Consider the following 22952-nt stretch of genomic DNA (forward strand, 5'->3'; position numbering starts at 1 on the left):
CGACGTGTTGCCACTCGCTATGATAAATTGGCTAAATCTTTTTTGGCTTTCGTTTATCTTGCCGCTATCACGGTTTTGTTGAAATAGCACAAGAGTTTCTATTTTTCAAACACGCCTTAGGGTCTGTTGAAAAATAACCTGTACATTTGACTTGCCCTTTTGCGCCCCGGCCGCGTTGCCGGAACCCTTGAATACTACAAGTATTCGCGGAACCCGGCGCCTTGCCGGGACACAAAATTGCTGTGCCAACTGCACACTTTATTTTCCGACAGACCCTTAGAAGGTATTTTCTAAATTTTCCCATTTTCAGCGTGCCGCATCCACTTGTGTTTTCCGGTCGCCTGTGATACGATGGGTCAAACCTTCGAATCCGGAAAACAAAGGGTGTGGGTGGATGCCAACCATCATCTCCGTCGCGCATCTCAAGAAGTCGTACGGCGCTGTCCGCGCCGTGGACGACGTCAGTTTTGATGTGGAACAGGGTGGGCTTTTCGCGTTTCTGGGGCCGAACGGCGCGGGGAAATCGACGACTGTCTCCATCCTCTGCACCCTCTTGAAACACGACGCCGGCGCGGTGACGGTCGACAGCCGTGCCCTCGGGCGGGACGACGCCGGGATCCGTAAGTCCATCGGCGTCGTCTTTCAGGAGAGTCTGCTCGACCCGCTCCTCACCGTCCGCGAAAACATCCTGATCCGCGGCCGCCTCTACGGGCACACCCGGCAGGCGCTCTCCGCGCTCTATGCGCAGGCGTCGGCCGCCGCCGGCGTCGAGACTTTCGCCGATCGGCCATACGGCAAACTCTCCGGCGGGCAGCGGCGCCGCGCGGACATCGCGCGGGCTCTGATCCACAGACCCCGGGTGCTGTTTCTCGACGAACCGACGACGGGCCTCGACCCGCAGACGCGCCGAAACATCTGGGAAACAATCCGCCGCCTGCGTGCCGAGACCGGCATGACCGTCTTCTTGACAACGCACTACATGGAGGAGGCCGCCGGGGCCGACCATGTGATCGTGATCGACGAGGGGAAGATCGCCGCGCGCGGCACACCGGCCGAGCTGCGCCGTGCGCACACCTCCGACACGCTGACGCTGTGGACGGACGACCTACCCGCCCTGCGCGGCGCGCTCGACGCCGTCTCCACGGCCTATGAGACTTACGATGTCTCTGGCCGGGCCGTCACAGTCAAGCTGCGGCGCACCGCAGACAGCATCCCCATCCTGGCGGCCTGCGGAGCCCATGTGACAGACGTCGAGGTGAAGAGCGGCACGATGGATGATGCGTTTCTCAGCATCACGGGAAAGGAGATCCGATCATGACGGCTCTGTGGCGGCGCAATCTCCTCGTGTTCTTTCGAGACAGGGTGTCCGTGTTTTTCTCGTTCCTCGGAGTCATTGTCATCATCGGTCTCTATGTGCTCTTTCTCGGCGACCTCATGCTCTCTGACATGTCCGGCATCCCGGGCAGCCGTTTTCTCATGGACAGCTGGATCATGGCCGGGATGCTCGCCGCGACGGGCGTCACCACCACACTGGGCGCGCTCGGCACGATGGTTACGGACAGGGCTCAGGGTATCACCCGGGACCTGTCCGCCACGCCGATCTCCCGCCGCGCGCTCGCCGGGAGCTATGTCGCGGGCGCCTATGTGATCGGCGTTCTCCTGACGTTGGTCTCCCTCGTCTTCGCCGAACTCTACATCGTCGCCTATGGCGGCCGTCTGCTGCCGGCCGGCGCGCTCTGTAAACTTCTGGGACTCATTTTACTCTCTGTCTTTGCGAGCAGCGGCCCCCTCTTTTTTCTCACGACCTTTTTGAAGAGTACCAGCGCTTTCGCGACGGTCAGCACGATTCTCGGCACGCTGATCGGCTTTCTGACGGGCATCTACATCCCCATCGGTTCGCTGCCGGCGGCCGTGCAGTTTGTCGTCAAAGCATTTCCGATCTCCCACGCCGGGGTGCTCTTCCGCCAGGTGATGATGGAGGTCCCGCTGGCGGCCTCCTTCGCCGCCGCGCCGCCGGAAGCCCTCTCTGACTTTCGCACGGAGATGGGCGTCGTCTTTCTGTCCGGCGAAACCGAGATTCCCTGGGGTGTCAGCGTCCTCATCCTCCTCGCCACCGGCTTTGTGTTCTATCTCCTCTCGGTCGCCCGGCTGTCGAAAAAACGTGATTGAGCGGCGCCCCCGTGACATATATGGCCCCCCTGCTCCGGCACGCCGAGACAGGGGGGCCGTTTTGTGCCGGCACCAGCCGGTGGAACGCGTCACGGGGCAAAGGCCGAGAGCCCGCGGTAGGTGAGGTTGATCACCATCTCGGCAATTTCCCGGGCCGACTGCTTCATGCCGCCGCTGAGCCATTTTTGCACGATACCCAAACCTCCGTTCAGGCCAAAGGTCAGCGCATACTCCATGAGTTCGCTGTTCAGTAAATTCTTTTCATGCCAGGCGCGCATCCCGGTCTGCTGCACCAACGTCATGATCTCCTTTTGAACCAGACGGTCGCCGTTTTCGCCCAGCAGCACCTGGCAGAGTTCGGCGTTTTCGACGACGTATTCGAAGATCCGGATCATGATCTGAAACGACGCCTCTTCATACTCCACGTAGTTGTAGCCCTCAAGCGAAGCGCGGATGTCGCTGAGCAGCTCCAGCTCGATCTGCCGGAGTATGTCGTACTGGTCGCTGTAATGCGCATAAAATGTGCTCCGGTTGACGTCTGCCGCCTCACAGATGCGTTTGACGGTGATTTTGTCGATCGGCGTCGTGTGCAAGAGCTTGATCAGCCCCTCCCGCAGTACCATCTTGGTGTACTTCACGCGGCGGTCCGCCTTTTCGCCCATGGTCACATCCCTCTTTCGCTGTTCACACTTCTTTTACAATTTCTCATATCGAATGGCCGACACTTTATTTTTTGTCTGTTGTCCTCTGCACATTTTCACGCCGATTGACGGTTGCTATTCCACACTGTGACCATTATAATACAAGTATGCCGACTATGCAACAGTATGTTGTTTTTACTATACTTTCGGGAGGTGTATGGGCCATACATGGAATATATTTCCAAATTTGTCCCCGACCACAAGAGGCTTGTCACCGCGCTGTTCGTTGCGCCGGCTCTGGTGTGCGCATTTTTGTTTCTCGGCGTCAACGTCAATTTCAACATCGCCGAGTATCTCCCGCAGGATGCGGCCTCCACGAAGGCGTTGTCGGTCATGGAAACCGAATTCGTGCAGGCCGTGCCCAACGCGCGGGTCATGCTCCGGGACATCTCGGTCCGAGAGGCTCTCATATACAAACAGCGTCTGGGTGAGATCGAGGGGGTCTCCGACGTCACATGGCTCGACGACGTCGTCGATATCAGGCAGCCGCTTGAGATGGCCGACCGCGCGACAGTAGAGAACTATTACAAGGACGGCCATGCCCTCATCTCCTTTACGATCCATCGGGGCGGCGAGACGGCGGCCACGACGGCGATCTACGACCTCGTCGGCGAAAGGGGCGCTCTGACGGGCGATGCGGTCGGGCGCGCGGAGATGCAGCGGCTCACCGGCAGCGAGACGATGCACGCCATCATCATTCTTCTGCCCATCATCCTCATCATTCTTCTGCTCACCACGCGCTCTTGGCTGGAGCCCTTGCTGTTCCTTGGCGCCATCGGCATCTCGATTGTGATCAACATGGGGACCAACATCGTCTTCGGCGAGGTCTCGTTTATCACAAACGCCGTCAGCCCCATCCTCCAGCTGGCCGTCTCTCTTGACTACGCTATCTTTTTGCTGCATAGCTTCGACGCATTCCGCAGGGAGACGGACGATGTCCACGCGGCCATGCGCATGGCTATGAAGCGCGCGCTGCCCGCCATCGCCGCCAGCGCCGCCACGACGCTGTTCGGCTTTCTGGCGCTCATCTTCATGCGGTTTCGCATCGGCTCCGACCTCGGCGTCAATCTCGCCAAGGGCATTGTGCTCAGTTTTCTCTCCGTCATGATATTTCTGCCGGCGCTGACGCTGTGCTGCCACAAGCTCCTCGACAAGACAAAGCATCGGCCCTTTTTGCCGTCACACCGAGACCCCGGCCAACTTTTGCCCAAACTGCGCATCCCCGCACTCATCCTCGTCGCGCTGCTCATTGTCCCCGGTTTCCTCGCGCAGCGGCGCGGCGACTTCACTTACGGATTCGGCGGTTTGGGCGAACACAGCCGCAACGGACGCGACAACGCGACGGTAGATGAGGCGTTCGGGCGATTCAATCCCATCGTGCTGCTCGTCCCGCGGGGCGACGTCGCCCGGGAGAAACTACTGGACGAGACCTGCTCCGCCCTTCCGCACGTCACCTCGGTCGTGTCCTATGCCACGGCGGTCGGCGCCGAGATCCCGGAGGCGTTTCTCGACCCCGCCGTCACGAGCCGCTTTTACTCGCAGCACTACAGCCGCCTCATCCTCTACACCGACACGCCGGAGGAGGGCGACACCGCGTTTGCCGCCGTGGAGAACATCCGCGATGCGGCGCGCGCCTATTACGGCGACGACTTCCATATGCTCGGGCAGAGTGTCAGCCTGTACGACATGAAGTCCATCATCACGCAGGACAACAACATGGTGAACGCCGTCGCCGTCGCCGCTATCTTCCTCGTGCTGCTGCTGACCTTTCGGTCGCTCAGCCTGCCCTTTCTGCTGTTGCTGACCATCGAGTCCGCCGTATGGTTCAACCTCGCCGTGCCGTACTTCACCGGCACCCCGCTGTGCTACATCGGCTATCTCGTCATCAGCACCGTACAGCTCGGCGCGACGGTGGATTATGCCATCCTATTTAGCGATCACTATGTATTCCACCGCAAACGGCTGCCCAAACAGGCCGCGCTGAAGCGGACGCTGGGTGAGACCTTTCGGTCGATCCTTCTCTCCGGGACCATTCTGTCTCTCGCGGGCTTCACGCTCTGGTTCTCTTCGTCCAACCCCATCGTGTCGGATCTGGGGCTGCTGCTGGGCCGAGGCGCCCTGCTCTCCATGGCAATGGTCTTTCTCTTCCTCCCCGCCCTCCTCACGCTGTTTGACAAATTCATCGAGCGAACGACGCTGCACGCCGTGTTCGCGGATACCACGGATACCGCGGAACCTTTACAGAGAGGTGAATGATGTGAGACACATTGGCAGAGGCGCCGCCGCGGTGCTGCTTGCCGCCGCACTGGCGCTGCTCCCCGCCGCGGCCTGGGCCGCGCCCGGCGGTTCGGACACCGCCGCACCGCCGCGTCCGACCGGCGTCGGCGCGGTAAGCGGCAAAGAAGAGGTCATCTACGCCACCCTCTCGGCCTCGGGCGACATTCGAAGTGTTTACGCCGTGAACATCCTGCACGTTACGGCGGCCGGCGACATCTCCGACCACGGCGCGTACGCTTCCGTTGAAAATCTCACGGACATCGGCGCTATGACGCTGGACGGGGACAGAGTGACCGCCTCCGCTTCCATCGGTGATTTCTATTACAAAGGGACGCTCGCCAAGCCGCTCCTGCCTTGGAGTATCACCGTCGCCTATCTCCTCGACGGCAACGCGCTGTCGCCGGAGGCGCTCGCCGGGCGGTCCGGCCGCCTCGAAATCCGCATCGACATCGCGCCGGATCCCGGTGCACCGGACGGTTTTTGGAGCGACTATCTCCTCCAGATCTCCATCCCTCTCGATACCGCCCTCTGCCGGCATATCGCCTCGGACGGCGCGACGCTCGCCAACGCCGGCCGAAACAAGGTAGTGACCCACACCGCCATGCCGGGCACCGACACCCATCTCCTCCTCTCGGCCGATGTGGTAAATTTTTCCATGTCCGGCATCGAACTCACCGCCCTGCCCTTCTTTTTGCCCATCGATCTCCCGGACACCGGCCCGATGGCTGAAGATCTGACTGAGCTTTCCGACGCGGTCCGCACACTCAGCAACGGTGCCGCGCAACTGTCAGACGGCGTCCGGGAACTGGCCGCCGGCGGCTCAGCGCTTCGAACGGGCGCCGGCGACTTCCTGACGGGGCTCACGCGCCTGGACGGCGGCTCGGCCGCACTTATAGACGGTTCCGCCGAGATTGCGGGCGCCCTAGACAGCATCGCCGCCGCCCTAAACGGCCCCGCCGCCGTCGACTTTGAGGAACTGACACAGCTTCCAGCGGCATTGACACAGCTTTCCGCCGGTCTGGGCGGTGTGACGGAGGGATTTGACGCCTTACGGACTGGTTTCGCAGCGGCCCGCGACCCGCTCGAAGCGGCGGTTGCGGCCATTCCAGACGAGGCTGTGGACGAGGCCGCTCTTGCGCGGCTCTATGCCGCAAATCCCAGTGAAAAAGCACTTCTCGATCGTCTCGCCGCCTATTACGTCGCCGCGGCCGCCGTGCGGGAGACCTACCGGGCCGTGACGCCCGCATTCGACGCCGTCGGCGAAACCCTGGACACATTGTCCGGCCATTTGCACACGCTGTCCGGCTCATTGTCGACGTTGGCGGCGGCGGCCCAGGGCCTCTCCGCGGGCGACACATCGGTCGCCGCCCTGACCCAGCTCACGGCGGGGCTGACCGCGCTGCACACGCGTTACGCGGCTTTCCACGCGGGGCTTGCAGCCTACACGGGCGGCGTGACGGAGCTCACCCGTGCCTGCTCGGCACTGGACACCGGTGTCGCCGACACGGCAAACGGCGCGACGGCGCTCGCAGGCGGTGCGGACGAACTGCGCGGCGGCCTTCTGACCCTGCGCGACGCCACACAGGAGATCCCCGCCCGCATCGAGACTGAGATCGCCTCAATCGTGAGTGGTTACGACACCTCGGACTTCACACCCCGCTCCTTCATCTCGCCCAAGAATACCGACGTCCTCTCCGTCCAGTTTGTAATGACGACGGAGAAAATCGAACCCCCAACCCCCGCGCCTGCCCCTCCCGCACCCGCGTCGAAGGCGAATCTCTGGACGAGATTCCTCGACCTGTTCCGGTGAGATTGTGCTTTATAAAGACACAAAAAATCCGCCCTTTGGCGGATTTTTTGTGTCGGGAATTCAGCTGCGTAACGCCCGGAAGAGAGCGGTGTCTGTGAACTGCTCAAAGATGAGTTTTTCACCATCGCATTTCCACACATGAGCCACACGGGCGTCGAGTTCTTTTCCGGTTTTTCTGTTGATGCCTTTGTAATTTCCGAGCATGATGATTGTGTTTTCGGTCTCGATAAATTCCTGAGGCGCGAGCTGAAAATGATCCCAATCCGCATTGAGCGGCAAAAATACATTTTCCACAATTTCCTGAGCCGACTTGTAAATGCCGCCGTAAGGGCCGCCGGCCATTTCGATCCAAATCAGGTTGTCAAACGCCTTCCCGATTTCCGGCAAAGAAGCAACTGCATCATAAACAGCAGTCACTTCGGCCATAGTTATTTTGCTCATTTGGGTTCACACTCCTTGGGATAAGAAATCTGTGAAAGTATGTGTATACTTCCACCCGAGAACGAATGCGATATCTTTCCGTCTTGATCCCAGCCGATGAATTTGCCCATTGCAATCTTGTTGTTGAAGTTCAGCAAATACGCCGCGCCGCATGGAATGAACAGTTCTCGCCACGACATAAGATACACATTTTCATCCATCTTAAAGTAATCGCAGGGCTCGCAGGCAGAATGACCGAACTGCTCACCTCTGAGGTTGTGCCAGCAGATTCTCTCGCTGTTCAGATATATATGCTCGTAATACATATTCGGACTGTAATTGATATACAGTCTGGTTCCGATGAGTTCACGAGTTCGCTCAGGCTTAAAGTCTGTCCACACTTTGCCCGAAAGACCTCCGATTAAAAAACGCTGAACAACACGACACTCACCTTCCACAGGCATAGGACGTGCCGTAGCTGGAACGGCGACAGCGCGGTTTGTATTTGTGTTCAAGATGATGTTGACGTCCTCATTTTCAGAGTCCAGAATTTCCACGCTTATGTAGTATAAACCCTCCTGACTTTTAAACGTGGTAATAGACGCCTTACAGGTATTCTCTCCGCGGGTGTATACTGAATCGGAATCGTTGATGTTTAAGTCAATTTCCACCGGAGACACCTTTTCTATGAGCTGTGCTTCGCCGCAGGCTTCATCAAATGTAAATCTCAGTTGCCGACCCGCAAAATCCCGTACGGGTTCTTTGAGATTATGCGACGCATCATCCTTAAAAGCCTCCATGGTTTTCCATTCCTTCGGCGCACTGTTATCGTTTGCCATAAACAAAAACTTCCTCTCAAAAATGAATGAACCGCTGTTGTTCACAACAAGGATCGATCCGGCGTTACAATGATCTTCACATGCTGCTTGCGCTCCTCGCTCAGGAGCGTTTCGAACCCTTCTTTGACAATATCATCAAGGTATATCCTCTTCGTTATATATCCTTTGGCAGGAATACGTCCGTCTTCAAGCATCTTGAGTACACTGAGGAAATCGTTGCCGTGATAGATGGCCGAACCGATCACGTGTTTTTCCCGCAAAACGATTTCTATGGCGTTGATCGGCGGATTTTCCCCCCACAGGCTGATAACCACCAGAGTGCCATCAAATTTCAGCGACTGCAAGCCGAGCTCCAGACCGACAGCCGCGCCATATGTCTCAAAGGCGATGTCCGCGCCGAGGCCTCCGTTGAGTCCTTTCACTGCGGAGGCGATATCGGGGATTTCCTCGGGGTCTATGAGATGATCTGCACCGGAACGCATGGCGTACTCCTGGCGCACAGATTTGCGCACCACAGCTATGATCTTCCTCGCACCGGACGCTTTCAAACACTCGATAACGCCCAAACCTATCGGACCGGCTCCCATCACCACCGCAGTCATGCCGGTTTTGAATCGTCCGCCGACACGCAGGGAGTGAAACCCCACCGCGATGGGCTCCACGAGCGCCGCTCTTTCATAGTCCAGATTGTCCGGGATTTTGTGCGTAAATTTCTCAGGGAATACGGTGTACTCGGCAAATCCACCGCCGCCGCCGGAAATTCCGTGTATACCAAGCGTCTCGCACAGGTTGAACTCACCACTCAGGCAAGCCGGACATTGCAAACAGGCCACAGTCGCCTCAGTGACGACCCTGTCGCCGACCTTGAACTTGCTCACGCCTTCGCCGATCTCCACAACCTCTCCGGAAAGCTCGTGACCGAGAATGACAGGCGCTGTATCACCGGTAATCGGGTGCGGCACGCCCACCGGGATACTGATCGGTCCAGCCGCGTATTCACCAATGTCCGAACCGCATATGCCACACCATTTCACCCTAATCTTGACGCACCCTGGTTTTACCCGAGGTTCCGGTACGTCAACGACTCTCACGTCGCCCTTCGCATACCACATAGCTGCTCGCATATCTACGGCCTCCCTGCAATAGATGGTTTCAAGTGCCCTTAATGTTTACTGTTCATAGTTCAGGCAACTCTTCTTGAGACGCAGAAAATTGGTTCTTACAACCCATCCACGAGTTCTTTCCAACGCTTACGCCATTCATCTTCATTTTTACTTTCTCGCTTTCGAGTCCAAGCTTTCAAACGAACAGCGTCATAATTCCTATGAAAAAAATCATAATTATTCGGATCTTCCGTCTTCCATATGACCATGCTGCGACGATTTTCTTCCCTATCTAATTCCGCCGAATACAAATCCACCTTTATGTGGGTCATGTATGCAAATTCATCTTTATAAATCACTTCAAATATTGCAAAAGGCAGAACAATATCGGTCAGATGATAGTCAAAGCGCTTGTTGTCTTCATAAGCTGTTTTATATTCATTTTCATTTTCCAATAATTTTCTTATAGCAAAATAAGAACTATAAAACACAATTTCCTGCTTATCTCTATCTAAAGCAGAAGTGTTGATTTTTCTTACACCGTCTTGAACAACGAATGGAGTCGGAGCATTGATAATCATTTCCAAATGCGCACCATTTTTCAAGGAATATTCTAAAAACTCACCTACTTTATGATGTGAAATCTTTTCGTTTCTGTGATAGAAGTCAGAATACTGGGGTGTAAGAATGGACGTCCCTGCAAAATTCAAAAGTCGAATTTCATGAACTTTCGTGCCTTTCGTGCCATTTTCCTCGCGTGTACCATCCATTATCTCTTTCTGCGTATACAATGTTTCAACATCTCTTCTTGATGACAAATAAACATTGGGAGAAATGAGGCTTGGCTTCGGCAGAATATTATCTATCCAGGCGCAAAAACCTCTCTTTATAATATGTTGTTTATCATCATGACTGATATCAATGGTAGTAATGCCATGCCAGTCAGTTGGAATATGTATATCTTTATCACATATACATAAAACAACATTTGATTTTCCTTTTTTCCCAATCATGATACCCGCTTCAAACCATACATTATCTCGTGTGATTTTCAAACCACTTTTATCTCGAATCTGAGCAATATCATCAGGAGAGACGACAAATACACCAGCATCCACATCATCAAATTTTCTTATGAGAGCATCCATCGTGTATTGACCTGGAATAAATACTCTGCCAGATTCATTCCAAGGGACAATGGTATGTCCCAGCTCCTCTAGAATTACACCTACAAGATCACAATGCGACAGCGCTTCTTTGGAAGAGCCCATGAAAATTTTCAAATCTCTTACCCCCTTCAAATTCATTTTCCCCACAAACAACGAACATTGAACAGCACAAATATGCGGCAAAGCGCACGTTTTCCAGTACCGTTCAATGTTCACTGCGGCGTCAGCCGCCTATTTGGTCGGAGTGGTGGGACTCGAACCCACGGCCTCTTGGTCCCGAACCAAGCACACTACCACCTGTGCCACACCCCGAAATACACGCGCGAGCCCCTGAGGCCTCTGCGCAACTGTCTAATAGTGTACTACATCTGCGCCCATTTGTAAAGCGGAAATTCAGAAAGCCTTTCAGAAAGTCCACAGTGACTGTCCACAGGATGGACTATATTTACATTATTTGCCATTTTCGTACTCCGCGACGATCTCCAGCACATTCCCCTCCACATCCAGGACACAGCTCTCATAGTACCCGTCGCCCGTAGTGCGCGGTTCTTTCAAAACGGCGAATCCGTCCGACTTGAGTCTGGCCGTCAGCCGGTCCACAGCTTCTCGACTGCCAACACCGAGCGCCAGGTGTGCATACCCCAGACGGTCCGCGACGACCTGACTGACTGCCCGCACATCGGACCTGTGCATGATCTCCAGCCTGGCACCGTCTTTGAAGGACAGGAAGTACGTCTTCAGCCCCGTGTTGGGATTGTGATACAACGCGTTGGACGTGGCGTCAAAATATGTCTCATAAAATGCCCTGACCGCCTCAAGATTCGTCACATAGACAGCCATATGATTGATTGTCATACAGTCTCCTTTCCCACGAAAAGTTTTTTGAGGAATACCAAAACCCACCGGATGATAAAAACATTGACAAATGAGACTAAGTCTGATAAACTTAGTTTATTAGACTGACACGGAGGTTTTCGTATGAAACAAGTTAACATTCATGAAGCCAAGACCCATCTTTCCGCGCTTGTGGAAAGAGCTGCTGCAGGCGAGTCTTTTATCATCGCCAAATCCGGCCGTCCGTTGGTGGTCGTCAGTTCATACGCTCCTGCAGAACCTCCCCCCCGCACGGGTTTCTTAAAAGGTCAAGTTTCCGTACCCGCCGATTTTGATCATATAGGCAGCCCTGAAATCGAAGATATGTTTGGCGGTGCGTTATGAGACTATTGCTCGATACACATATTCTCCTTTGGGCGGCCACTGGCGAATTGCCCGCCGGGGCCAAGCGGTATATCGAAGATATGTCCAATACATTGCTATTCAGCCCCGCAAGTCTTTGGGAGATTGTCATTAAAACCAAGTTGCAACGGACTGATTTTGTGATTGACCCCGTTTTGCTGTACAACGGGCTCATCGCGTCGGGCTATGAAGAAATGCCTATTTCGACGCGACACGCTTTGTTTGTCGCTTCTTTGCCTCCGTTTCACAAAGATCCCTTTGATCGTATTTTGCTTGCCCAAGCCGCCGTTGAAGGCGTCTCTTTATTGACGGCCGACAATACGCTGGCGCGTTATCAGAGTTCTGTGATTTTTGTCGGATAACTGATTCTCAGGCTTACGCCAGTTACTCTTTCAACAACATCTGGGATTTCGCGACCGAGTGCTTCTTTTTACCTCCCTCGAATTCGAGAGAGGTAAAATTTTGCCGCCAATCAGATCCACACCACGCCTTCGAAGACCTTTTCGCAGCCGCCGGTCATAAAGACGCCCTCGTCCGTGTAGCGGACGGTCAGTTCTCCGCCGGTCAGGATTACGCGGATGTCCGCGCCCTTGTCGCAGTGGCCGTTTAGTACGGAGGCCACGACGGCGGCGCAGGCGCCGGTGCCGCAGGCGAGGGTTTCGCCGCTGCCACGCTCCCAGACGCGCATCTTGATCGTGTGACTGTCGATGATCTGGATAAACTCCGTGTTGACGCGCTCCGGAAACAGCGGACTCATCTCAAACTTCGGTCCCAACGTGCGCAGGTCGAGGACATCCGGTTCTTCGCAAAATACGACGCAGTGGGGATTGCCCATCGAGACGCAGGTGATTGTGTACTGTCCGTCGGCGATCTCCACCGGGCGCGCGATGACCGTGTCGCCGGGAAGAGCCACCGGAATCCGCCCGGTTTGCAGCTCCGCCCTCCCCATGTCCACCCGCACCGAACTCACCAACGCGTTTTGCGTCGTGAGGAAAAGCTCTTTGATGCCGCTCAGCGTCTCGATCGTCATACGTTTCTTGCAGACGGCCCGGTTGTCGTAGAGATATTTCGCAATGCAGCGGATCGCGTTGCCGCACATCCGCCCCTCGCTGCCGTCCAGATTGAACATCCGCATCCGCGCGTCGGCCACTTTGGAGCGGAGAATCAACACCACCCCATCGCTGCCGACGCCGAAATGCCGGTCGGACAGAAAGACCGAGAGCGATTCGGGGGAGTTCATCTCCCGAGCGAAACAGTCGATGTAGATGTAGTCGTTTCCGCAGCCGTGCATCTTCGTGAACGGCAGCGCCAGCCGCTCGCTGCGCATGTTGTTGATGTCCACAAGCTCGGTGTTGCTCTCGTTGTAGCGGCTAAGCAAACTGTCTGCCATCGCGTGGGCGGTGTCCAGACTGGTGAGACACGGGATGCCCAGCAGACACGCCTTCCGCCGAATCCGTACGCTGTCCTTCGCGGGGTTGCGCCCCTTCGCGGAAGTGGAGATGATGTAGTTGATCCGGCCGCTCTCAAGCAGCGTCAGAGAGTTCTCGTCCGGGGCGTCGTGGATCTTCTGCACCACCGTCACTGCAAGACCTGCGCGGCGCAGCACGGCCGCCGTGCCCGCCGTGGCGTAGAGCGGAAAATCCATGCTTTCGAACTTCTTCGCGAGATCCGTCACCTCGCCCTTGTCCGTGTCGCGCACCGTGATGAAAACACCGCCGTCCTTGCGCATATTGTAGCCCGCCGCCACAAGCCCTTTGAAGAGCGCTTCTTGTAAATTTTTACCAATTCCAAGGACCTCACCCGTGGATTTCATCTCGGGACCAAGCTGCGTGTCGAGATCCGTAAGTTTCTCAAACGAGAACACCGGAACCTTCACCGCGGTGTAGGGCGGAAGCGGGGCGATGCCTTCCTCGTAGCCTAAGTCGCACAGCTTCTCGCCCAAGCTCACCCGGGTGGAGAGGTCGCACATGGGGATACCCGTCACCTTGCTGATGTAAGGGACCGTACGGGAGGCCCGAGGGTTCACTTCGATGACGGCAATCTCACCCTCCGCGATGACGTATTGCAGATTGACAAGACCCGACACCCGCAGAGCGGTGCAAATCTTCTTCGTGACCGCCATGATGCGTTCCGCCATATCGTCGTCGATGTGTGTGGCGGGGTAGACGGCAATGCTGTCGCCGGAATGGATGCCGGTGCGCTCAATGTGTTCCATGACGCCGGGGATCAAAATGTGCTCACCGTCGCAGATGGCGTCCACCTCGATCTCCCGGCCGCTCAGGTATTTGTCGATCAGGACAGGGCCCGTCTGCTGCTGGCGAAGGATGATCTCCATGTACTCAAGGATGTCCTCCCGGCCGAAAGCGATGATCATGTTCTGTCCGCCCAGCACATAGGAGGGCCGCATGAGCACCGGGAAACCCAACCGGTCGGCGGCGGCCAGCGCCTCCTCGGCCGTCTGCACGGCGCAGCCCTGGGGGCGGCGGACGTCGAGCGACTCCAGCAGTGCGTCGAAGCGCTCCCTGTCCTCACAGATGTCGATGCTGTCGCCGGAGGTGCCGATGATCTTTACGCCCCGGGCGTGCAGCTCACGTGCCAGCTTGATGGCCGTGCCGCCGCCGAAGGCGACGATCACGCCCTCCGGCCGCTCAACCTCGATGACGTGCATCACATCCTCGATGTGCAGCGGTTCAAAATACAGCCGATCGGCGGTATCGAAATCGGTGGACACCGTCTCCGGATTGTTGTTCACGACCACGACGTCGTAGCCCAGTTCCTTCAGCGACCAGACGCAGTGTACGCCGGCGTAGTCAAATTCGATCCCCTGGCCGATACGGATAGGCCCGGAACCCAGTACAAGGATCCGGGGCCGGCCGCTCTTTTCGACCAACTCCAGCGCCTCGTCCTCCGCACCGCCCGCCTTCGTGCCGTAGACGCTGTAGAAGTAGGGTGTCTCGGCCGCAAACTCGCCGCCGCAGGTGTCCACCATCTTAAACACGGGCCGCAACTCACACGGCGGCTTGGCACCGGTGAGGGACTCAATCGTCCGGTCCGTGAATCCGAGCCGTTTGGCCTCCACATGACGCGCCGGGGTAAGCGGCTCGCCCGACAATACGCGCGTGAAACGCACTACGTTTTGCAGCTTGGCGAGGAACCAGCGGTCGATCTTCGTAAGCGCGAAGACCTCGTCTATGGCAAAACCCCTTAAAAGCGCCTCGCAGACCATAAAGAGCCGCTCGTCCGTGGCGCTACGCAGCGCAGCGCGGAGTTCATCGTCGCTCTTCGCACCGAGGTGCGGCAGCGACAGCGTCTCCGTGCCGATGATGACACCGCGCACGGCCTTCATGATGGCCAGCTCGAAGGTATCGGCGATAGACATGACCTCGCCGGTGGCCTTCATCTGCGTACCAAGTTCTTTCTTCGCGTAGACGAATTTGTCGAAGGGCCACTTGGGAAACTTGACGGCCACATAGTCCACCGTCGGCTCAAAGGCGGCGTACGTGCTGCCTGTAACGGCGTTTACGATCTCATCCAGCGTGTAACCGATCGCTATCTTAGTCGCCACCTTGGCGATGGGATAGCCCGTCGCCTTTGACGCCAGCGCCGACGAACGGGACACACGCGGGTTCACCTCGATCACCGCATACTCGAAGGAGTCCGGGTTCAACGCGAATTGGCAGTTGCAGCCACCCTCGACGCCCAGCGCATGGATGATGTCGAGCGCCGCCCGTCGGAGCATCTGATACTCTCTATCGGAGAGGGTGACGGCGGGCGCGATGACAATGCTGTCACCCGTGTGGATGCCAACGGGATCGAAATTTTCCATCGAGCAAACGGCGATGGCGTTGCCCACGCGGTCGCGCATCACCTCAAACTCGATCTCCTTCCAGCCCGCCACCGATTTCTCGATCAAGACCTGACGGATCGGCGAAAGAGACAGCCCGCCCCGCGCGATCTCCCGAAGCTCTCGCTCATCGGCGGCGATGCCACCCCCGGTGCCACCCAGCGTAAACGCAGGACGAACGATCACGGGGTAGCCGATGGCCTCCGCGAGACACACGGCCGCCTCCACATCCTGCACGACGTCGGACGGAATGAGCGGCTGACCGATGCGCTCCATCGTATCTTTGAACATCTGCCTGTCCTCTGCTCGGTCGATCGTATCGGGGGAGGAACCAAGCAACCGCACGCCCATCCGGTCCAGAAACCCGTCCCGAGCAAGCTGCATGCACAGTGTGAGACCTGTCTGCCCACCGAGGCCGGACAGGATGCTGTCCGGCCGCTCCTTCTCGATGATCCGCTTGACTGTCGTCAGGGTGAGCGGCTCGATGTAGATTTTGTCCGCCATGGCGTTGTCCGTCATAATTGTGGCCGGGTTCGAGTTGATCAGCACGATCTCAATGCCGTCGGCCTTCAGCGCCCGGCACGCCTGCGTACCGGCATAGTCAAACTCGGCGGCCTGACCGATGACGATCGGCCCCGACCCAATGACCAGTACTTTTTGGATGCTTGGATCCAGTGGCATATTCACTCACTCTCCTTCCGGGAACACCGGCACATTCAGGCCGGTTCCATCAGACGCAGGAACCTATCAAACAAGAAACCGGTGTCGAGCGGACCGCCGCAGGCTTCCGGGTGGAACTGCGCCGAAAACACCGGGGCGTTCACATACGAAAGACCCTCGCAGGTGTTGTCGTTGACGTTGACAAAGAGCTCCCGGGCCACAGCCGGATCGATGCTGTCGCGGACGACGGCATACCCGTGATTCTGGCTCGTGATGTACACAAGGCCCGTCGTCAGATCTTTCACCGGCTGGTTGGCGCCTCGGTGACCGAACTTGAGCTTTTCCGTCCGAAAACCGCTAGCCAACGCCAGAAGCTGGTGCCCCAGACAGATACCGAAGATGGGACGACCGATTTGCAGCAGTACGCGCAGCGTTTCGATCTCCTCTGGGTTGTCGGCCGGGTCGCCTGGACCGTTTGAGAGCATGATGCCGTCCGGCTCGACGGCCAGGATGTCCCGCGCGGAAGCGTTGTGGGGGAAGACCCACACATCGCATCCGCGCCGTACCAACTCCCGACGGATGTTCTCCTTCAGCCCGTAGTCCACCAGGGCCACCTTGTACCGGCCCGCCGCACTGGGGAAACGGAGGACGGTGTCGGTGGAGACACCCGCCACCGCGTCGCGCACCCGGTAGGCACGCAGGGCCTCTCTGTCGACGGACGATGGGTCATCCGTCACGGCGCCATTCATCACGCCGCTCTCCCGAATGATCTTCGTCAGCGCGCGCGTGTCGATGCCGTACAGGCCAATGATATTTTGGGACTTCAAAAAAGTGTCAAGAGCACCTTCACTTCTGAAATTGGAAGGCTCCCGACACCAATGCTTCACAATATAGGCTTTTGCATGCACAAGCCGTCCATGCGAGGGGCCGGTTTCAAAATCGGAAGGAATGACGCCGTAGTTGCCGATCAGAGGGAAAGTCTGGACAATGATCTGTCCGTAATAACTCTTGTCGGTCAATGTCTCCAAATACCCGGTCATGCCGGTGGTAAACACCACCTCGCCCAGAGCGCACCCCCGACAGCCGAACGCTTCCCCTTCAAACACCCTGCCGTTTTCCAGCAGCAGATATGCTGTCATGTTTTTCCCTCCATCCGCCTTGTATGGTTGTCAACAGCCGCCGCCTTCGCAGCCGTGGCCCGTAAAGCATTTGGTGCAAAACGGCAGCACGGCCTTCTCGCACGCGGTCTTCAGACCCTCGATGCTGATATACCCCAGACTATCCGCACCGATCTTATCTCTGATGGCGTCCAGGTCCATCTTGTTCGCGATCAGATTTTCCTCCGTGTCGATGTCCGTGCCAAAGTAACAGGCATACCGAAACGGCGGCGATGAGATACGCATGTGGACCTCCCGCGCGCCCGCCTGCTTCAGCGCGGTGACGATCTTCTCACTGGTCGTGCCTCGGACGATGGAGTCGTCCACCAGCACGATGCTCTTGCCCCGCAAATTAGCCCGCAGCGGATTCAATTTCATCTTGACGGCGCTCTCGCGCTCCGACTGCGTAGGGAAGATGAAACTGCGCCCGATGTAGCGGTTTTTGACAAACCCAGAGACGAGCGGCAGGCCGCTCGCACCGGCATAACCAATAGCGGCTTCGAGGCCGCTGTCGGGCACGCCGCAGACGGCGTCCGCCGCCACCGGGTGTTCCCGGGCGAGCACCCGCCCCATGTTGTGACGCGCCTCGTATACGCTGAGCCCGTCGATGTCGGAATCCGGGCGCGCAAAGTAGACGTACTCGAAGATGCACAACCCGCTGTTCGGATCCTTTTTTTGCAGGATCACCTTTTCGTAGGTGACCTCACCATTTTCGATGACGACGACCTCACCGGGGCGCACATCCCGCACGAAGCGGAAACCGCAACTGTCCAGCGCGCAACTCTCGGAAGCGACGACAAGCCCCGCGGGACCGCGTCCGATGCACAGCGGACGGTACCCGGAACCGTCCCGTACGGCGATCAGTTTCTTTTCGCTGCTGAGGATGATCAGCGTGAACGCACCCTCCAGCTCGTCCGCCGCGCGAATGACTCCTTTCAGGGCGTCCTTCTCCCGCATGCAGTGATAGGCGATGAGGGAGGCGATGACTTCGGTATCGCTGGTGGCGTTGAAATTCAGCCCCCGCGCCATGAGCTGCCGTTTGATTTTGCCGGCATTTGTGACATTGCCGTTGTGAACGGCGGCGATGCGCCCAGTCAGGTATTCTGTCACAAAGGGCTGCAGGTTGATGTGGACGCTCCGGCCGGTGGTGGAGTAACGGTTGTGTCCCACGGCCAGCTTGCTCTTGGGGATTTTCCCCAGATTCTCGCGCACGAACACCTCGTTGACCAAGCCGGTGTCCTTGTGGCAGACGATGTTACTACCCGAAAGCACGGCGATGCCCGTACCCTCCTGACCTCTGTGCTGCATCGACAGCAGCCCGTTGTAGGTGAGACCGGCCGCCTCCTGCGCAAATAAGCTGGCGCCGAAGACCGCGCATTCCTCCCTTGGCTTATCGCTTCCGTTCAATGTCCGATCCTTTCCCGATGGATGAAACGCCGTCGCCGGCGGACACACTCATTCCACCGTGACGCTTTTGGCGAGATTCCTGGGTTTGTCGATGTCACAGCCCTTGTAGACAGCCACATAGTAACTGAATAACTGGAGCAAGATAACGGACAGCGAGGGCGCCAGCCACTCGCTCACGGGCTGAACGGGCAGCAGCGAGAGATGGTCCGTCTCTTTGACCTCTCTGGAGCTTGTGAGGAACAGCACCCGCGCGCCCCGGCTAAGGACCTGCTCCACATTGCTCACGGTCTTGCCGTAGAGCCGTTCGGTGCAAGCGATCGCCACCACCAGCGTACCTTCCTCGACAAGCGAGATAGTCCCATGTTTCAGTTCCCCGCCCGCGTAGGCCTCGGAGTGAATGTAGGAGATCTCCTTCAACTTCAGCGAACCTTCCAGCGCGACGGCGTAGTCCACATTGCGCCCGATGAAAAAGATGCTCTTGCAGTTGAAACAGGTGGCGGCATACTGCTGGATCCTGTCCACGTGGGCAAACAGGGCCTCCGCCTGATCTGGCAGGACCTCCAGATCGGCCAACAAGGCCCCCTCCTCTTCCGGCGCGATCCGGCCCAGTCCTCGGGCGAAACGGACAGCCAACAGATACAGCAGCGCGAGCTGGGCGCTGAATGCTTTGGTCGTCGCCACGGCGATCTCCGGGCCGGCCAGCGTATAGATCGTGTGGTCGGCCTCTTTGGCGATCGTGCTGCCGACGACGTTGACGACGGCCAATGTGTCGGCGCCCTTGCGCCTGGCCTCACGCAACGCTGCGATGCTGTCGGCGGTCTCCCCCGACTGGCTGATGACAATCACCAGCGTGCCGGGGCCGATCACCGCATTCCGGTAACGAAACTCGCTGGCGAGATCTGTCGCGGCAGGAAAGCGGCAGAGCTGCTCCAGCATGTATTTACCCACCACACTCACATTGTAAGCCGAACCGCAGGCAGTGAAGAGAATTTGGTCGTACCGTCCGATGTCCAAGGCCTCGATAACCGCGTGATTCGCGCCGCCCGGCAGCGCGGAATGGATCGTGTCCCGCAGCACCCGGGGCTGCTCCATGATTTCCTTGAACATGAAGTGTTCGTAACCGCCCTTTTCGGCACTCTCAAAGTTCCAGGAGATGGTCTCCGGCGTCTTGGGGATCACCTCCCTGTCCCGACTGTAGAAGGTGACGCGGTCTTTCTCCAGCACGGCGATCTCCCGGTCTTCGAGGTAACAGATCCTGCTCGTGTGCTTCAAAATGGCCGGGACGTCGGAGGCGATGAAATTGCCCTCGTCGGAGAGACCTATGATGAGCGGGTTGTCCTTCCGCACGGCAATCAGCTTGTCGGGGTCGTCGGCGCACAAGAAGCCCAGCGCGTAGGACCCTTCCAGGGCGTTCGTGACCCGAATCACGGTGTCCATGATGTCGCCCCGGTGATAATATTCGGCGAGCTGCGCCACAATCTCGCTGTCTGTTTCGGAGTGAAACACCACTCCTTTGCGCTCCAGCGTCTCGCGCAGGTACCGGTGATTTTCGATGATCCCGTTGTGGACAATGGCAATCTTCTGCTGGCTGCCGAGGTGCGGATGGGAATTCATATCCGACGGTTCCCCGTGCGTGGCCCATCGCGTGTGCCCGATGCCGATGTGTCCTGCCAATGGACGCCGCCGCAACGCCTCTTCCAACACCGCGAGACGGCCCTTCTGCTTGACCACCGAGACCGCGCCCCGGTCCAATATCGCGAGACCCGCCGAGTCGTAGCCCCGGTATTCCAATTTTTTCAGTCCGTCAAGGATGATGGGGACTGTATCTTTGGTCCCGACATATCCGATGATCCCACACATAGGCGCTTCCCCCTTCGCTCTTCAACGCAAATCGCCGCACACTGTCAATCGACAGCGATGTAGTCGCCGCGGGCCGGCCCGACAGACAGATACCGGATGGGACAACCCACGGCCTCCTCCAGGCGGCGCACATAGGCCACCGCCTCCTTCGGCAGGTCGCGGATGTTACGGCAGGCGGAGATGTCCGTCTGAAAACCATCCATATATTCGTACAGGGGCCGAGCTCTCTCAAGGCGCTGCCCCACGGGGAACTGCGTCGTCTGCACCCCCTCGATCTCATAGGCCGTACAAATGGGAATTTTTTCCATTTGCGAGAGGACATCCAGCTTGGTAAGAGCCAAGCAATCAGCGCCCTGGATGGTCACCCCATAACGAGAGGCGACGACGTCGAACGCACCCACCCGCCGCGGCCGCCCGGTGGCTGCGCCGTATTCCTCGCCCGCCTCCCGCAGGCGGACCGCCTCGTCCCCGAACATCTCCACCGTAAACGGACCCTCGCCCACGCAGCTTGAGTAGGCTTTCATGACGCCGACAGTGCAGTCGAGTTTGGCCGCCGGGATGCCTGCACCGGTGGGCGCGTAAGCGGCCAGAGTCTGCGAGGAAGTGGTGTAGGGGTATATGCCGAAGTCGATATCTCTGAGCGCGCCAAGCTGCGCCTCAAAGAGGATATTCTCCCCGCGCGCGACGGCGTCCGTCAGGTAGTGCGTCGTGTCGCAGACAAAGGGCGCGAGGCGTCGGGCGTATGTCTCCAGCCAGTGCAGGCAGTCATCTACCCGGACTTCGTCGCTGCGATAGCCGCCGACCAGCGTAAGGTTCTTCCAGGACAAAATGTCCGTCAGTCTCTCCCGCCAGGTGTCGGGGCAGAGCAGGTCGCCCATGCGGACGACTTTTTTCATATATTTGTCGGCATACACGGGCGCGATGCCTCGGCGAGTGGAGCCGAACTTTTTGTCGCCCAACCGTTCTTCCTCCAGAATGTCCTGGGCTTTGTGGTAGGGAAAGCAGATCACGGCCCGATCGCTGATTTTGAGCCGTTCCGGCGTGACGGACACGCCGTGTCCGCTCAGGCTGTCGAGTTCCCCGCACAGGTGCGCCAAATCGATCACCATGCCGGCGCCCATGACGTTCACAGTGTCCTCCCGCAGGATACCGGAGGGCAGCAGGTTCAAGATAAATTTCCCGCGTTCGTTGATCACGGTATGCCCGGCGTTGTTGCCGCCCTGGTAGCGGACAATGACACCGTAGTCCTGCGCCAGCAGGTCCACCATACGGCCCTTACCCTCGTCGCCCCAGTTGATTCCGGCGATTGCTGTGAGCACAGCAGTCCCTCCATTTCATAGTATGACCTCAAGTAGAGAGTCAAATAAACATTGTCTTCGGCCCGCCTGAACCTTCCCCGGCCGCGGGACTCCTGAAAAATGACGTCCATCCGGCAAAACCCGAACCACCGCGGGCGCCGCGGACAATGGGTCCGCGCTCTCCCCGCGCGACAGTCGGATTTCTGCCAACGAACGCCTCTTTGTCTTTCCGTCGACACGGGGCCCGGTCCCGCATCCGTCTCGATTGTACCGCCCCGCAAGCCGCCCGGCCACGGGCGCAGGCGCCCCGCGCTCACGGTATCCATTATACACAGCGGGCATGGGTTTTTCAAGGGGAAAGTTTTAAAGCTGTCCCCTGCTTACGCGGGGAACACATGATTGTGAGCCGAATTCGAGGGGAAAATACGCGATCACCCCTGCTGAAGTTGGCGTAATCCCGAGCGATGGCCTTTGAGCCGAGGCGGTTCAGGTGCGCCGTCAAATCCGCGCCCGCATCTTCCTGGATTTTCACGGAGAAAAGTTTACCTGATTTAGAAAAGTCCTGCGGAGCTACGAGCCCTGCGGCCCAAGTATTTCAGCCTTGGCCGGGACCCGGTCTACCGGACAGCGTACTTGCCAGGATAAACAGGCTTTGGGGTGGCGCATTCGGAAGCCCCCAAACCACTCAGTTGGGCCGCCGTTTCACCGAGCCTAAAAAAGGTGGGAGAAAGCCAAAATCAGCCAAAATCGACGCCCGCGGAGCAATCCAACCGCAGATCTAGTACTCCATTCGGCCAGAAACTGTATCTCCATATAATGGGGCCACACACGGCGCACATCAGATGACGAATGATGGTCGCTTCAAAAACACACCGGATGGGGTACTAGTGTACTGTATCGCTGATAAGTAAGTAAAATTATTTTATTAAAATATTGCATAAATAGCCGTTTTATGGTAAGATAAAAAGAAACGGCGGTGAAGGTAAATGGGGAGGCCAAAAA

The 22952-nt window shown here is 57.7% G+C and carries 17 protein-coding genes and 1 tRNA gene; 6 read left to right on the forward strand and 12 right to left on the reverse strand.

Annotated features, from left to right (window positions below; all coding sequences use genetic code 11):
* Window positions 1-394: 394 nt before the first annotated feature.
* Complete coding sequence (locus LBK75_07835; protein MDR1158201.1) at window positions 395-1318, forward strand: ABC transporter ATP-binding protein; 924 nt, start codon at window positions 395-397, stop codon at window positions 1316-1318.
* Complete coding sequence (locus LBK75_07840; protein MDR1158202.1) at window positions 1315-2169, forward strand: ABC transporter permease; 855 nt, start codon at window positions 1315-1317, stop codon at window positions 2167-2169. The genes LBK75_07835 and LBK75_07840 overlap by 4 nt, the downstream gene beginning before the upstream one ends.
* Window positions 2170-2258: 89 nt before the next feature.
* Here LBK75_07840 and LBK75_07845 read toward each other — a convergent pair whose 3' ends face one another.
* Window positions 2259-2831, reverse strand: a complete 573-nt coding sequence (locus LBK75_07845) for a TetR family transcriptional regulator C-terminal domain-containing protein (protein ID MDR1158203.1) — start codon at window positions 2829-2831, stop codon at window positions 2259-2261.
* A 207-nt stretch (window positions 2832-3038) separates the two neighbouring features.
* Here LBK75_07845 and LBK75_07850 point away from each other — a divergent pair, with 207 nt between their 5' ends.
* Window positions 3039-5126 carry an MMPL family transporter gene (locus LBK75_07850; GenBank protein ID MDR1158204.1) on the forward strand — a complete coding sequence of 696 codons (2088 nt, stop codon included), beginning with the start codon at window positions 3039-3041 and terminating at the stop codon, window positions 5124-5126.
* A 1-nt stretch (window position 5127) separates the two neighbouring features.
* Window positions 5128-6957: a hypothetical protein gene (locus LBK75_07855; protein ID MDR1158205.1), complete on the forward strand. Its 1830-nt coding sequence runs from the start codon at window positions 5128-5130 to the stop codon at window positions 6955-6957.
* Window positions 6958-7017: 60 nt separating this feature from the next.
* On the opposite strand, the gene LBK75_07860 is transcribed toward LBK75_07855, so the two are convergent.
* The 6 genes from LBK75_07860 to LBK75_07885 all read right to left on the reverse strand — a co-directional run bounded on the left by LBK75_07860 (window position 7018) and on the right by LBK75_07885 (window position 11343).
* Complete coding sequence (locus tag LBK75_07860) at window positions 7018-7383, reverse strand: hypothetical protein (protein ID MDR1158206.1); 366 nt, start codon at window positions 7381-7383, stop codon at window positions 7018-7020.
* Window positions 7384-7394: 11 nt separating this feature from the next.
* Window positions 7395-8216, reverse strand: a complete 822-nt coding sequence (locus LBK75_07865; protein ID MDR1158207.1) for a molybdenum cofactor biosynthesis F family protein — start codon at window positions 8214-8216, stop codon at window positions 7395-7397.
* A gap of 41 nt (window positions 8217-8257) precedes the next feature.
* Entirely contained in the window at window positions 8258-9340 is a 1083-nt protein-coding gene (locus tag LBK75_07870) for a 2,3-butanediol dehydrogenase (GenBank protein ID MDR1158208.1), read from the reverse strand.
* A gap of 95 nt (window positions 9341-9435) precedes the next feature.
* Window positions 9436-10602 carry a nucleotide-binding protein gene (locus tag LBK75_07875; protein ID MDR1158209.1) on the reverse strand — a complete coding sequence of 389 codons (1167 nt, stop codon included), beginning with the start codon at window positions 10600-10602 and terminating at the stop codon, window positions 9436-9438.
* 122 nt (window positions 10603-10724) lie between these two features.
* Window positions 10725-10800 (reverse strand) — tRNA-Pro (locus LBK75_07880).
* Window positions 10801-10938: 138 nt separating this feature from the next.
* Entirely contained in the window at window positions 10939-11343 is a 405-nt protein-coding gene (locus tag LBK75_07885; protein ID MDR1158210.1) for a VOC family protein, read from the reverse strand.
* 123 nt (window positions 11344-11466) lie between these two features.
* Here LBK75_07885 and LBK75_07890 point away from each other — a divergent pair, with 123 nt between their 5' ends.
* Entirely contained in the window at window positions 11467-11706 is a 240-nt protein-coding gene (locus LBK75_07890) for a type II toxin-antitoxin system prevent-host-death family antitoxin (GenBank protein ID MDR1158211.1), read from the forward strand.
* Window positions 11703-12086, forward strand: a complete 384-nt coding sequence (locus LBK75_07895; GenBank protein MDR1158212.1) for a type II toxin-antitoxin system VapC family toxin — start codon at window positions 11703-11705, stop codon at window positions 12084-12086. The genes LBK75_07890 and LBK75_07895 overlap by 4 nt, the downstream gene beginning before the upstream one ends.
* Before the next feature lie 110 nt (window positions 12087-12196).
* On the opposite strand, the gene carB is transcribed toward LBK75_07895, so the two are convergent.
* From carB to LBK75_07920, 5 genes are read right to left on the reverse strand one after another with little or no spacing between them, the layout of a single operon-like run.
* Entirely contained in the window at window positions 12197-16249 is a 4053-nt protein-coding gene (carB, locus tag LBK75_07900) for a carbamoyl-phosphate synthase large subunit (GenBank protein ID MDR1158213.1), read from the reverse strand.
* A gap of 35 nt (window positions 16250-16284) precedes the next feature.
* Entirely contained in the window at window positions 16285-17367 is a 1083-nt protein-coding gene (locus LBK75_07905) for a carbamoyl phosphate synthase small subunit (GenBank protein ID MDR1158214.1), read from the reverse strand.
* Window positions 17368-17397: 30 nt separating this feature from the next.
* Window positions 17398-18792: an amidophosphoribosyltransferase gene (gene purF / locus LBK75_07910; protein MDR1158215.1), complete on the reverse strand. Its 1395-nt coding sequence runs from the start codon at window positions 18790-18792 to the stop codon at window positions 17398-17400.
* Between the two features lie 48 nt (window positions 18793-18840).
* Entirely contained in the window at window positions 18841-20652 is a 1812-nt protein-coding gene (gene glmS, locus LBK75_07915) for a glutamine--fructose-6-phosphate transaminase (isomerizing) (protein MDR1158216.1), read from the reverse strand.
* Window positions 20653-20696: 44 nt separating this feature from the next.
* Window positions 20697-21971 (reverse strand): adenylosuccinate synthase, encoded by a 1275-nt coding sequence (locus LBK75_07920; protein MDR1158217.1) that lies wholly within the window; start codon window positions 21969-21971, stop codon window positions 20697-20699.
* Window positions 21972-22952: the final 981 nt, after the last annotated feature.

The organism is Oscillospiraceae bacterium (assembly GCA_031265355.1).
Lineage (GTDB): Bacteria > Bacillota > Clostridia > Oscillospirales > UBA929 > JAIRTA01.

Coding starts and splice junctions, on each gene's coding strand:
- LBK75_07905 (MDR1158214.1), bottom strand. CDS start 17,367: ATGACAGCATATCTGCTGCTGGAAAACGGCAGGGTGTTTGAAGGGGAA.
- LBK75_07850 (MDR1158204.1), top strand. CDS start 3,039: ATGGAATATATTTCCAAATTTGTCCCCGACCACAAGAGGCTTGTCACC.
- LBK75_07865 (MDR1158207.1), bottom strand. CDS start 8,216: ATGGCAAACGATAACAGTGCGCCGAAGGAATGGAAAACCATGGAGGCT.
- LBK75_07890 (MDR1158211.1), top strand. CDS start 11,467: ATGAAACAAGTTAACATTCATGAAGCCAAGACCCATCTTTCCGCGCTT.
- LBK75_07870 (MDR1158208.1), bottom strand. CDS start 9,340: ATGCGAGCAGCTATGTGGTATGCGAAGGGCGACGTGAGAGTCGTTGAC.
- LBK75_07885 (MDR1158210.1), bottom strand. CDS start 11,343: ATGACAATCAATCATATGGCTGTCTATGTGACGAATCTTGAGGCGGTC.
- LBK75_07895 (MDR1158212.1), top strand. CDS start 11,703: ATGAGACTATTGCTCGATACACATATTCTCCTTTGGGCGGCCACTGGC.
- LBK75_07840 (MDR1158202.1), top strand. CDS start 1,315: ATGACGGCTCTGTGGCGGCGCAATCTCCTCGTGTTCTTTCGAGACAGG.
- LBK75_07860 (MDR1158206.1), bottom strand. CDS start 7,383: ATGGCCGAAGTGACTGCTGTTTATGATGCAGTTGCTTCTTTGCCGGAA.
- LBK75_07845 (MDR1158203.1), bottom strand. CDS start 2,831: ATGGGCGAAAAGGCGGACCGCCGCGTGAAGTACACCAAGATGGTACTG.
- LBK75_07835 (MDR1158201.1), top strand. CDS start 395: ATGCCAACCATCATCTCCGTCGCGCATCTCAAGAAGTCGTACGGCGCT.
- glmS (MDR1158216.1), bottom strand. CDS start 20,652: ATGTGTGGGATCATCGGATATGTCGGGACCAAAGATACAGTCCCCATC.
- carB (MDR1158213.1), bottom strand. CDS start 16,249: ATGCCACTGGATCCAAGCATCCAAAAAGTACTGGTCATTGGGTCGGGG.